The organism is Chryseobacterium formosense (genome assembly GCF_900116415.1).
Lineage (GTDB): Bacteria > Bacteroidota > Bacteroidia > Flavobacteriales > Weeksellaceae > Chryseobacterium > Chryseobacterium formosense.
In genome coordinates this window covers 318,677-331,618 of record NZ_FPAP01000003.1, presented here as the reverse complement: position 1 = coordinate 331,618, position 12,942 = coordinate 318,677, and the positions used below count along the sequence as shown (strand labels likewise).

The window sequence follows — 12,942 nt, the reverse complement described above, 5'->3', positions numbered from 1 at the left end:
TGTTTTGATGTAAAATATTCTGAGAAATTAATAAAAAATAGACTGTTCCAAAAGAGACGGTCTATTTTTTATATTAATTAGTTAATCAATAGATTACATAGTTCTGCAAATTCTGAATCATCATTATTTTCAGGGTTATTTCTGGTAACTAAATGATATTTTCCATCAATCAAAATTTCCAAAATCCATTCTTCACCATCTAAAACAATATTGGGGTCATGTGTATCCATGTTCCAAAAATTAATATCATTTGCTTTCGAAATAAAGTTATTCCATTTCTCTAAATTAACTTTCTTTGTGTGTTCCTTTATTATTTTTCCCGTTTGATATCCTCCTAAGCCATCAGTTTGTTTATAAGTCAAAATTATCTGACCAGTTTGATTTTCCATTTTATAAACAAATGGATTTGACCAAGTGCCTAAATTTGTATATCTAACAATTTTTAGATTTTCATCTTTTTTATCGAAAAGAGATATTTCTTTTAGTGAATTCAAATGTTTTGAATACCATTTGTTTCTGAATAATGAAAGCGAATCATTTGGACCATTATTGATTGTATCTCTAGGATATTTAGCTTCATTATAGGTCGCAAAATATAATTTCCCATCATATTGTCTTTCATCTTCTTTTGGCGAAATCATTTTTTTGCTTATACAGTTGGTAATTAAAATTAAAGTTATGAAAAGCAGTAATTGTTTTTTCATATTCAATAAAGATTAATATTTTAAAGTAAACGATTCATAAAGTTTACTTTACGAATCATTTTTATAGAGTTAAATTACTTTTTCTTCTCCACTTTCACCGCCTGTCTCGCCAGTAATTTCCAGTCGTTTTTCACCTTTGTCCAGACCAATAAAATATCCAAAGTCACATCACCCGGCTCCTTTCCCAAATCAGCAGTCGTTGCATAAAAATGATGACGAACAATCGCAGTGTTTCCTACAATCTGAACCTTTTGATTCGTAATATCAATCGTAACAAAATCAGATTTCTTGCTGACGAGTTTTTCAACAAATTCTTTCGCATCATCAACATGTCCGCCAGAATGTCCGTAAGTCAGTTCCGGTAAAATCAAAGATTCCAATTCTGTTTTTTCACCATTCACCATAGCTAATCTCAGCTTTTCTGCTGCTTCGGTGACAGCTTGTGTATCATCTTTCTTTTGAGCAGAAATAGAAATTACCATTAAAAAACTAAATGCAAAAATTATTTTTTTGATCATAATTAAATATATTTTTTTTAATGAACCGATTTAGTGTAATCGATTGCATGAATTTGTTTTAAATATTAATAAATCTTGGTTTATAATGAATCTCTTTGAATAAATTTAAATACATTATTCACAGATTCTTTTTTATTTTTAAGAATCATATAAGCAGCGGATTCGCCCATCGCTTTGAAATCTGTAGTGATAACTGTAATGCCAAGTAATTCTTTCAGTGGAGTTTCATTATAAGAAATTATTCCAATGTCTTCGCCCAATTTCAGGTTTTTCTGTCTGATCTGTTTCACTAAATTTACAAGGTCGCGTTCACGAATGGTGATGAAAATATCTCTATCCTGTAATTCCATATCGGGATAAATTTCATCAAGAATCTCATAATCAAGCTTATAGTCTCTACAGAAATTCTCAAAACCTCGTGCAATTCGGAAAGGATAGGGGTGAATATCTTTGTCAGGATATACCAAAATGATCTTCTCGTACTTCTGAATTTTATCTAAACCTTCTTTCAATGCGTTGTAAATATCATTCTCAAAATCCTGAAAAATAGAACCATATTCTCCCGAAATATCAGGTTTCGTGTTATCAAGCATTAATAATTTATTCTTCGGAATCTTCTCAATAATATCAATAACTTCTTTGGTGGAACTTGTATGTTTAGATTGCTCGTCACGGAAATGCGGCATAATCACATAATAATCAAAACCTCCAAGATTTTTTTTGAGTGAATTGATGAAAAGGGTCTCATCACAATGGTAAATGTACATTTCTACATTTCCTTTGCTACCGATAGCGTTCACAAAATAATTGTAGATCATCATTTTGTAAGTGCTTGGTTTATTAATGAGGAAGAAAATGTTAATGCTGTCGTTCTTATTGATGCGTGAAATATAGTATCCTTTACCTTTTACCGACTCGATGATCTGCCTTTTTCTAAGCTCTTTATAAGCTTTTTCAACAGTATCTCTCGAAAGAAAACATGATTCGCTAAGTTCGTTGATCGAAGGGATTTTCTCTCCGATCTTGATTTCGCCACCATCAATTCCGTTCAGAATAGAATCGACGATCTGCTTATATTTTGGAACTCTGGAGTTTTCGTTGATGTTTATTTCGAATGTTTCAGCCATGACTTGTCGTAATGAAATTATTTTAGTTTAACAAAATTTAATTTCAAAAAATGATTTTGTGACAGAAGACAAGTTACAAAAAATTACAATAACTGATAATCGTCATGTTTAAATATTTAATTATTTTTAAATATTTGATTTTCAGTGTGTTTTTATTTTTATTTAAATTATGTTTAAATCAAATAAATCACCAATTTCTTGATGTAGATTGAAATATAAGACTTTTGAACCAAAAAAGTATTTACTAAAAGCTTTGAATATTGAATTAAAAAAGCCTGCCTTTTTCAGGACAGACTTCAATTAATATGAATGTGAAATTTTTTAAGGCATCTTTTTAAAACCTTCCGCTTTTATTTTCCAGCTTCCGTCTTTCGGGAAACCTGGATATTGTCCAGTTGAACTGTCCCAACCTTCGAGCATCATTGCAACGGTTGTTAAAACACCGCCGTTTCCGGGAAGATAAATTCTAAGACGTTTGTCCTGGAAATTATGTCCGTTTTTCAGGTACGTATTGGTTTGAATATCCATAAACAAAGCATCCAACGCTTTATTTGGAAGTCCCAATCTTGCTGCATTCATTGCTGTCATCGGGAAATCCCAACCCCAGGTATGTTCCCAGTTCCATCTTTCCCAAACGATATCCAGCGTGTTTTTCATTATTTTTTTATCCAGTTTCGGAGATTCAGGAACCATTCCCAATGCACCTAAAACGGCAGGGTGGTCGGTCATCCATTTTGGAAATGTGAATGAATCCTTTGCAGATTCTGTCGATAAATAAACCCCATCCTGAACCGGAAGCGGAGCTAATTTATTGATGACATCATCCCATTTTTTATCTCTAGGCTGTCCCAATCTTTCTTTCCATTCCTGAGCGATTCTCAACGACCAATCCCAATATGCCACTTCGTAAGTTGGGTTGTACGTATCTTTTGCAGGGAAAACTTCCTGTGCAGGAATGACTCCTTTCCCTAAGTTGTAACGGTTTTTTTCTTTATCATAAGTTGCAAAATCAGCCATAAAATCAGCCGTTGCAAAAATCAAATCTTTATATTTTTCAAGAACTTTTTTATCCTTGCTGTTGCGGTACAAAAGTTCGGTCATATAAATGATGTGCGGTTGCTCCCAAATCAAAAATGCAGCAACAGAAGATGGACTTTCGTTACCTTCATTATCCGACATTTTAATCCAACGAACGCCTTTGTAACCCTGTCTTTCTGCTAATTTTTTAGCTTTATCAAATGACCTGAAATAATAATCGAGTTGTTTTTCTAAAATCTCCGGTCTTCCCCACAAAGCAAAGTGAACACCGTGCCACCAATGCATTTCGGTGTGCGGTTTTCCGTACCAACTGTTGAACGTCAAACCAGTTTCCTGTGGCGGATTGTTCCCACCACACTGAACTTTCGTTAAGTATTCTGACAATACAACTCTGCGCTCCAATTCATTGGCTCTTGGGTCTGTACTTCCTTCAAAATCAACAGCAGCACCGCTTTCCCAGAAGTTTTTCCAGCCAGTAGTACTTTCTTTTTCAGCATCACCGAATAAAGTTCTGTTAGATTTCGGACTTTTAGCCGAAAACTCTACACTTAACTCAACGGTTTTATTTTTCGAAGAAGGCTCGTAAACAAAATAATGTTTTCCTGCCTCACGAAGTTTTCCTTCCGTAAAATTGAATTGAGTATAATAATCCGTGCTTTGTAATTTATGCTGAATCAAACCCTGCGTCGACTGAGAAGAAACAATTTTCGTTGTATGTTCGTTTTCTCTTCCATAAAATGCGGCATCATCCAAAAACTGTCCCGATGGATGCGGGTATTTGGCAAAAACTTTAAGCTTGCCATTCGCCACCAAATCAGATTCAATTTTAACCCCGATTTTATCTGAATTTTGGAAAGAAGCCGTCCAGACTTTTACCGGAGTTCCTTCCAAAGAAAATTCGCTGGTAATAATTCCCGTCCACAAATCAATTTTCTGATTAATGTTGGTCAAATCTGAAATTTTTGCTTTCTGACCATCTTTTTTCGTCAGCTCAATCCCGATATTTCCCAACTGCAAACGGTGTTGGTTCACACGGAAATATTCCACAGCACCTTTATTCCTTTCCGGTTCTTTGATTTGTACAGAGTACAAAGCTTTTCGACCGTCATTATTGAAATCATAAGGCTTTAAAGTTTCCTCAAACTTGTAATTTTCTTTATTCGGAAAACTGTTCCAGCCCCATTCAGACTGGGTTCCGAGAGAAACTCCGTTTTTGTAATATTCAGGAAACGACTGCATTCCGGTGATGTCAACCGTATAGGCAAATTTTCCGTTTCCAACAGTCAAAGTTGAAAGGGTATCGGCTTTTGTGTTGACCACATTATGTCGCTGAACGACTTTCTTTCGGTCGATTTTCTGGGCATTCAGGGAAGAAAATCCCATCAGGAAAATCCCTAGATATATTGTAATTTTTTTCATTTTTCTTTTATTTCAGTAAATAAATTTGTTCAATGTTATATTTTGGGCAGCTATTGACTACCTCGAATGTTAATTTATTTTTTTTATGGCAGACATTTCCGCCTTCCACTCCCAATCTTTTGTTCGTCGTTCCTCCTCGCAAAAGGATTTCCGTTCAAGTCGGGCTGCAATATCTCACGTATCAAAATAGAACATCATTCATTTTGATTGTTATTTTCGAATATTTATCAATAGGAATGGGCTTTAGCCCATTTTATTAATGGTTAATAATCATTGGCTTTAGCCAAAATCTAAACTAAGTTTTGGCTAAAGCCAATGAATAATTATTTTTTCAGAACGGGCTAAAGCCCGTCCCTATTGATTTTAAATTTATTTCAAAACCGTCGCACTCATCATTCCAATCACCACATCATTGCTCACGGCCGTTAGTTTTATTGATTTTAATTCCTTACTCGCATCAATTGGCAAATCCAGAATTGTTGCAGAACCACCATCTACCTGACGGTCTGTAAATCCTTTAATACTTGAATATTTGCTCAAAGTTCCACCCTTGTACAATTCTCCAGTCTTCAGTTTCACGCGATACGGAATTTTATCATCCGGAATTTCAAACGCGAAATTATCATCAAACAAATCCTGCTCAATCGGCCACCAGTTCGTCGGATTTTTCAGCTCCAATTCGGTTGTCGAATCATCAACATACTGAACGGTAATTTTTCCATTCACAATCTGTGACTGCATCGGATTAGTAGAACCTGCCATCAGAAAATAGATTTTTTTTCCTTTTCCTGAAATCGGAATTTCAAGAGCATCTGAATAATTGTCCCACTGACTGACAAACGCAATGTTTTTATCCGTTTTATCAATTAAAAATGGAATTCCAAGGAAATCAACTTTGCCATTTTTTCTTTTGCTCATCAATCCGCTGTCATCGATTTGAGCTGTGATTAAAGGATAACACCAGTTTCCGATTCCCTGCCACGGAAGCTGTAAAGTCGGGACTTCCAGTCTCGGTGAAAGGTATTTTTGATTAAAAATCTCAGTCACTTTTTCATTGTATTTTGAAGCCAATGATATATTGTTAAACTGACCCTGATTCTCAATGTTCCAGTCTGTTATTTCAATATTCTGTTTAATTCCGTTGTAATCAAGAGTGATTGAATTGGTTCCTTTGCTTAAAATATTCGCCGGAATTTCAATGTTCGCATTTTGATTTTTTTGAATTGGAAAAGTTTTGTTTAAACCATTAACCGTCAGTTTTCCACTAATTGGATTGGATGATTTCGACTGAATCTGCAATTTTTTATTCACCCATTTTGTCTCCAAAGGAAAACGAATATCGACGTTCACAGGTTGCCACCAAGATGTTCCATTTTGCTCCACCTGAACGAAGAAAGTTCCTTTTCTTTCTTCCTGAGTTAAGTTAAACTGATTTCCGTTTCGGGTTTTAATCAATTGTTGTGGGTCAAGAACATCTTTAATTTTCTTTTTTGAATCAAAATTTAACTGAAGATTTTCAGAAATATAATTAACGTAATCGGTTTGCTCATTTTTCAATTCTTCTCCGGAATAGTTGATTTCAATTTTAAAATCTTTTCCTTTCGGCGTTTCAAGCTGAATAAATGGTTGTGAAATCGAATTGGGTTTAATGTTCCAATCCACTTTTTTACCGTTCACTTTCACCGATTTGATGTTGGAATAATTCACAGGAATCTGCATTTCCAAAGTCACCGGATTTTGATATTTTGATTTAAATATATATTCGGTTTTCTTCGAAGTTCTGGTAAACTGATATTCCCAATCCGGAAGTTTCAGTTCGGCAGAATTCCAGTCTTTCGGGAAGCCCGGTTTGATGCTGATTTTATTCTCCAATAAATTCGGATAAACCCCGAAAAGTCCTTCCGTCAAAGTTCTTGATGCCACACCAATCGGGTCGGCAAAATCACGGTACAATTCTCCACGGAACGCATCGTAATGAGAAAGCTGTTCGAAATTCCCCGGACTGATGCCGTAATACATCGACTCAACCAAATTTCCTTTCCAAAGTTGATAGGCATCTTCAGTTCTTCCTGCTTGCCAATACGCCAAAGCGGTCTGTAAATTTTCCGCCAAAGCCACATTGTTAATCGACCAGTCGTAAGGTTGCCAGTTTGTAGTTGCTAAAGTGAAATAGTCTTTATTATCTGCACCTTTTACCGTAATCGGGATTTTCGGCGTGTGATTGTTGATGTATTGCAAATTCTGATAATCCTCAAATTCATTCAGAATAAACGCATCGGAAACGTGATAAATTGACCAAATTCCAGGTTTGTCGTGAACGATTTGATTGCCTAAAGCATCTTTGTATTCAGCAAAATAACCTTTTTCTTTTATCCAAAGCTGGTTTTTCATTGCTTTTAAAATCGCATCAGCTTCCTGTTCGTAAGGTTGAGGATTTTCGCCAATGATTTTCGCCAGTTTTGACATTTCACGGTTAGCTCTGTAATTATAAGCCGACGTGTGCGTCACTTTTCCACCAGAATATTGAAGTGCATCACTTGCCCAAATTGCAGCGTAAGCATCATACAAATCACCACGTTTGAAATTCCGTTTTTCCCAATCCATATGGCGAACCATTGTCGGCCACATTTTTTTTAGGAATTCTTTGTCGCCGGTGTAATTGAAGTGCGAAAACATCTGGTCAAAAAATACCAGATTCATATCGTAATGATGCGGTTTTGTGTTATCATTCGGATTTCTGGAAATGTATCCGCTGGAAAAAACAGAAGTTCCCATTTTTTCCTCGTGTCGCGCAAGATGACGCATCGTATCCATTTCGACAGGTGCAGAATCGGGTTTCAGAACCTGCGAATTGGCATAACTTTCAAAATGTTCTTTCGCTCGGTCGTGCCAGTTCAATGCATCGGCTGTGTAAGCGCCACGCCACGCATTCAAACGCATTCTCCAGGCAACGGCGCCGTGAAGGAAGGTCGGACTTTCCCAAATTCCATCAGCAGCAATGGCTAAATTGGCTCCGAAATTATTTAAATCTGCATCCGGAGTTTTTAGTTGAATTCTGTTCGTTAATGCTAAACGGGATTTTTCCGCTTCGTCAAAGATGTTTTTCAAATCTTTATCTGAAAAAGTTTTATCTGATTTTCCTTTGGCAACCTGAATATAAACCGGTTGCTTTTGTGAAGAATACGAAGCGTAAACAATAGGAGATTTGTCTGTTTTATTTTGAGTAAACTCAGTTAGTTTTTCCAAAGTCTCAGCATCAGTTTGCCGTAATGAATTGACATTAGAAAAACTTCCGTAGACGGTTTGAGTTTCTTTTTTCTTATTTAAATAATTGAGCTGAAACTGATTTTTATTTAATTGAAACTGATTGTTAAAACAATATTCAGGCAACAGATAAAATCCCGATTCCGGGTCTGCGCCGATGTCGCCGTTTCTGCTAAAAGTCGTTCCGCTCGCACCGCCGTAAACCGCATAGATTTTTGTTGAAGAATCTATATTTACAGTTTCCATTTTTAAAACCAAACCTTCTTCTTTGGCCTGTGCCAAAACGGTCAGTTTTAAAGTTCCGGTTCCAAGAATTGGGTCTTTGATTTCATACAACATCGAACCCGGTCGGTAACGTGTTTCAATTTTATCAGCCTGAATTAATTTCTTAATCGAATTTCCTTTCTGAATGACAAACTGAAGATTGCCACCCATTCCCGGAAGATACAATGCGAATTCCGGCAAATCTCCGGCTTCAACTCTCGATGCACGGTTGTCACCATACAAAGCCCGGTTGAATCTGTACTTTCCGTTGACCAATAAAAAGTCGCCTTTGTCTTCCTTGTAATGCAACTCACGCTCATTATTCTGCCAGTGTTTCGACTGGGAATAGGAGAGTGAGAATGCCGATAAAACCAGAAGTCCGGCGAAAATGGTTTTTTTTCGCATTTTATGGTTTTAACTCGGTTAATGGCTGTCCGTTAACGGTTACATTTTTTAAAGTCACATTTTTCAAGTAATCCACTTTGTAAGGAATCTGAACGCCAACCATTTTAGCATTAATCATTGTAAAATCTGTCACTGGCGAAGATTCATAAGCATCAGAAAATACGGCGTATTTACCGCCTTTGTCAACGGTTAAATTTTCAACCCAAATATTTCTGATGGTCGGAATGTGATTTCCCGGCTTTTCATAATGCATATTGAAACGCACAGCAGCTTCTTTGTAAGCACCCACTTTTGTGTTGTAAAAAAATACATTTTCTATCGTTCCGCCACGGCTTGAACTGGTTTTAATTCTCAACGCTCGGTCAAGATTCTTACTGTCCATCACGTTTCCGATGGCGTAAATGTTTTTAGCACCGCCCGCAATTTCACTTCCAATCACAACACCGCCGTGACCGTCTTTCATTTCGCAGTTTTCGATGATATGGTTTTCGGCTGGTTTTCCGATATCTCTACCGTCTTCGTCTCTTCCGGATTTGATGGCGATACAGTCGTCTCCTGTGTCAAAATATGAATCTTTAATCCATACATTTTTACACGCCTCAGGGTCGAATCCGTCGTTGTTGGGTCCGTGGCTGATAACTTTTACTCTTTCAATCAAAACGTTTTCACACAAAACAGGATTCAGATTCCACATCGGAGAATTTTTTACCAAAACATCCGCCATATAAAAGTTTTTAGACTTGTAAGGCTGAACGAAATTCGGTCTTAAATACCATCCGTCGCCAAAAATTCTTTCTCTGGCAGGCGTTCTGTTCGCCATATATTCGTGAAGTTTGGCTCTTGCAGGGTTTTGTCTTCCCGGACGAGAGGTGTTGTAACCATATTTTGTAGCGCCACACCAAAACCACCAGTTGTCTAAATCTGAATTTCCATCCAAAGTTCCTTTTCCAGTAATGGCGATATTTTCTTCTTCATATGCATAAATTAAAGAGGAATAATTCATACATTCCATTCCTTCCCAACGTGTTAAAACAATAGGGTAGTCTTTGCTGTCCTGACTGAACAAAATCGTTGAACCATCACTTAAATGAAGATTGACATTAGATTTTAAATAAATTGCTCCAGTCAGGAAAACTCCGTTGGGAACGACAACTCTTCCGCCACCTTCAGCACTGCATTTTTCAATTGCTTTTTTGAAAGCTTCCGTATTTTTTGTTTTTCCGTCACCTACAGCTCCGAAATCGGTAATCAGGTAATCAACTTTTCTGAATTCAGGCTTTTTGATTTGCTTTTTTAATGCTTTGATTTCTTTTAAAGGCTGCTTTGCGGAAGTCCACGGTTTGTACTGGGCCGATAACGACATTGAAAGTAGGAATGCTACAAAGGTTAGTACAATCTTATTCATAATTTCAGGTATTTTGTTTTGAAATACTGTGATTTCTTATTTATTGCAATCTAAATTAATTGATAATATTAATTATCCTGCACTGTCTGTCTATTTTTTAATTTTTGTAATCGATTGCGCAAAAATCCACTGTAAAGTTTGAAAAGTAAAAATACGAAACAATAAAAAAAGAGAAACAATCTGGTTGTTTCTCTTTTATAATTTATGAAAATTAATTCTAAAACTTATACACAAATGCGTTGATGTTCATTCCTGCACCAACAGATGCAAACAAAACAATATCATTTTTTTTAATTTGATGATTGGGCAATTCGTTATTTAAAATCATTGTCAAAAGAGTAGGAATCGTTGCGACACTGCTGTTTCCAAGTTTGCTGATCACCATCGGCATGATGTCTGAAGGAGTCGGAACGCCGTACAATTGATAGAATCTTTGAACAATTGCTTCATCCATTTTTTCGTTTGCCTGATGAATAATAATTTTATCCAGCTGATCGATAGAATAGCCACTTTGATCAAAACATTGTTTCATCGCTTCCGGAACTTTGATCAGCGCAAATTCGTAAATTTTGCGACCATCCATTTTAATATATTTTGTATCCTGACAGCTGTCGTTATTATAAGATTTGGCGAAATTTAGAAAATCTTTTTCCTTTAAAGTATAAGAAGCAGATAAATGAGATTTTATCCCTGAATCATCATCAGAATTGGCTTCCAAAACAACTGCTCCGGCTCCATCTGCATAAATCATACTGTCGCGGTCGTGAATATCGACTACGCGCGAAAGCGTTTCGGCGCCGATAACCAAACATTTTTTTGCTATTCCTGATTTAATAAATGCATTTGCCTGGATAACTCCTTCTATCCAGCCAGGACAGCCAAATAACAAATCGTAGGCTACACAAAAATTATTTTCTATCTGTAGCAGATGTTTTACTCTTGAAGCAAGACTGGGAACGGCATCAGACTGTATAGTTCCGAATTTTACGTCTCCAAAATTATGTGCGAAAATAATGTAATCTAAAGTTTCCGGATCAATCCCGGAGTTTTCAATAGCCGCTTTTGCAGCAATAAATCCTAGATCAGAAGCTGTCTGATCATTACTTGCATATCTTCGTTCTTCAATGCCTGTAATTTTCTTTAGTTTATTGGTGATTACAGAATTGTCTTCTTTTAAATTCTCACCTTCTTCATTCATGAAAATATGCCTGTCAAAAAATAGATTGGTGATGGTTTCTGATGGTATATAGTTGCCTACGCCTGTGATTTTACTTTTCATATAAAAATAGTCTCATTTTAGAGAATTGAAGGAAATGTTGTGAAAAATTTAAATTTCCTTGGATAAAGGTATGTATTTATAAATGAAAAATAAAATTGATTATTATTTGTTACATTAAATTAGCATTTTAAAATGATTTTTATTTTTAAATTTCAGAATTAATTTTTTTTAAAAGGCTGATAGTCTGCATTTTCTCATGTAAATGTTAATTTTTATTCAAAACATAATTATAATTTTGTTTCATTCATTTACTCGGCAAAATTTTTGTTCTTTTGCAAATCGAAATTTTTAAATAAAATTATGTCGAAATTTGATGAGATCAGGTCTTTCTATGATCATGAAGTGAATGAGGCTTTGCAAAATATAGCAAGGCATCCGATGATGAAGGCACTCATGCAGTTTACTTTTCCTGATTCTGACGAAGATTTTTGGCTTGACAAGTTTAAAAGCATCCATTCTATAAGTGATTTTCAGCATCAGTGTATTTCTCAGACGATTCGCCAGATTCTGAAGCAGAGTTCTGAAGGATTAACAACTTCAGGATTTGAAAATTTAGATAAAAATACGGCCTACCTATTTGTTTCCAATCACAGAGATATTGTTTTGGATACTTCATTGCTGAACTTGGTTTTGTTGGATAAAGGCTTGATTATGACTGCTTCTGCAATCGGAGATAATCTTGTTCAAAAGAATTTTCTACACGTTTTAGCAAAATTAAACCGTAACTTTTTGGTTCAGAGAGGATTGTCGATTCGCGAGCAACTGAATAGTTCAAAAATTATGTCGGAGTATATTAATGATTTGCTGCACAAGGAAAATCGTTCTGTTTGGATTGCGCAACGCGAAGGTCGTACAAAAGATGGAAATGATGCAACCCAACAGGGCGTTCTGAAAATGTTGGCGATGGCATCCGAAAATCATTCTTTAATTGACTTTTTTAATTCACTTAAAATTGTTCCGCTATCGATTTCTTATGAATATGATCCTACTGATGCCCTGAAAATGCCTCAAGTCATGGCAAAATCTAAAAATGAAGTCTATATAAAAGATGAAAATGAAGATTTTAAAACCATTCTGAGCGGAGTTCTGGGACAGAAAAAACGAATTCATCTTCATGCAGGAAAAGTATTGGAACATGAGCTTGATGAAGTGGCTTTGACCACCGATAATAAAAACAAACAGCTTCAGGCAATCGCACAGATTATTGACGATTCTATCATCGAAAATTACAAACTTTGGCCAACGAATTATATTGCGTTTGATTTGCTGAATGAATCCAATCAATATTCTGAATTTTATACAGAAGAAGAAAAGCAGCTCTTCGAACGTCGTCTTGAAATGAGAATCGACAGCTCTGAAACTGTTTTAAAAGAGAGTTTTCTGGCGATGTATGCAAATCCCGTGGTCAATAAATATAAAAAAAGAGACGAAGAAAAGTAATTAACTTTCTGCGTCTCAAAAAACTGTATAGAATATATTTAAGTCAGTATCAGACTGTAAATATCAAAATAGATAAGCT

General features: G+C 35.8%; 8 protein-coding genes. 1 reads left to right on the top strand and 7 read right to left on the bottom strand.

All coding sequences use genetic code 11. The features are described from left to right. Window positions 1-77: 77 nt before the first annotated feature. The 7 genes from BM371_RS12995 to BM371_RS12965 form a co-directional block, all read right to left on the bottom strand. Window positions 78-704: a hypothetical protein gene (locus tag BM371_RS12995; protein WP_034678388.1), complete on the bottom strand. Its 627-nt coding sequence runs from the start codon at window positions 702-704 to the stop codon at window positions 78-80. A 74-nt stretch (window positions 705-778) separates the two neighbouring features. Beyond that, window positions 779-1,222, bottom strand: a complete 444-nt coding sequence (locus BM371_RS12990) for a nuclear transport factor 2 family protein (RefSeq protein WP_034678387.1) — start codon at window positions 1,220-1,222, stop codon at window positions 779-781. Between the two features lie 80 nt (window positions 1,223-1,302). Next, window positions 1,303-2,349, bottom strand: a complete 1,047-nt coding sequence (locus tag BM371_RS12985) for a GntR family transcriptional regulator (RefSeq protein ID WP_034678383.1) — start codon at window positions 2,347-2,349, stop codon at window positions 1,303-1,305. Window positions 2,350-2,670: 321 nt separating this feature from the next. Then, window positions 2,671-4,806, bottom strand: a complete 2,136-nt coding sequence (locus tag BM371_RS12980; RefSeq protein WP_034678380.1) for a hypothetical protein — start codon at window positions 4,804-4,806, stop codon at window positions 2,671-2,673. A gap of 369 nt (window positions 4,807-5,175) precedes the next feature. Continuing rightward, window positions 5,176-8,739 (bottom strand): DUF4450 domain-containing protein, encoded by a 3,564-nt coding sequence (locus tag BM371_RS12975; protein WP_034678378.1) that lies wholly within the window; start codon window positions 8,737-8,739, stop codon window positions 5,176-5,178. Window position 8,740: 1 nt separating this feature from the next. After that, on the bottom strand, window positions 8,741-10,144 hold the full coding sequence (locus BM371_RS12970) for a glycoside hydrolase family 28 protein (RefSeq protein WP_034678374.1): 1,404 nt from the start codon (window positions 10,142-10,144) through the stop codon (window positions 8,741-8,743). Between the two features lie 217 nt (window positions 10,145-10,361). After that, window positions 10,362-11,423: a 3-oxoacyl-ACP synthase III family protein gene (locus BM371_RS12965; RefSeq protein WP_034678371.1), complete on the bottom strand. Its 1,062-nt coding sequence runs from the start codon at window positions 11,421-11,423 to the stop codon at window positions 10,362-10,364. A gap of 300 nt (window positions 11,424-11,723) precedes the next feature. On the opposite strand from BM371_RS12965, the gene BM371_RS12960 reads away from it, so the two are divergent. Next, on the top strand, window positions 11,724-12,863 hold the full coding sequence (locus tag BM371_RS12960) for a 1-acyl-sn-glycerol-3-phosphate acyltransferase (protein ID WP_034678368.1): 1,140 nt from the start codon (window positions 11,724-11,726) through the stop codon (window positions 12,861-12,863). Window positions 12,864-12,942 lie beyond the last annotated feature (79 nt).

Excerpts from the sequence above, each read along its gene's own strand:
- BM371_RS12960 (WP_034678368.1), top strand. The coding sequence starts at position 11,724 with ATGTCGAAATTTGATGAGATCAGGTCTTTCTATGATCATGAAGTGAAT.
- BM371_RS12980 (WP_034678380.1), bottom strand. The coding sequence starts at position 4,806 with ATGAAAAAAATTACAATATATCTAGGGATTTTCCTGATGGGATTTTCT.
- BM371_RS12990 (WP_034678387.1), bottom strand. The coding sequence starts at position 1,222 with ATGATCAAAAAAATAATTTTTGCATTTAGTTTTTTAATGGTAATTTCT.
- BM371_RS12985 (WP_034678383.1), bottom strand. The coding sequence starts at position 2,349 with ATGGCTGAAACATTCGAAATAAACATCAACGAAAACTCCAGAGTTCCA.
- BM371_RS12965 (WP_034678371.1), bottom strand. The coding sequence starts at position 11,423 with ATGAAAAGTAAAATCACAGGCGTAGGCAACTATATACCATCAGAAACC.
- BM371_RS12970 (WP_034678374.1), bottom strand. The coding sequence starts at position 10,144 with ATGAATAAGATTGTACTAACCTTTGTAGCATTCCTACTTTCAATGTCG.
- BM371_RS12975 (WP_034678378.1), bottom strand. The coding sequence starts at position 8,739 with ATGCGAAAAAAAACCATTTTCGCCGGACTTCTGGTTTTATCGGCATTC.
- BM371_RS12995 (WP_034678388.1), bottom strand. The coding sequence starts at position 704 with ATGAAAAAACAATTACTGCTTTTCATAACTTTAATTTTAATTACCAAC.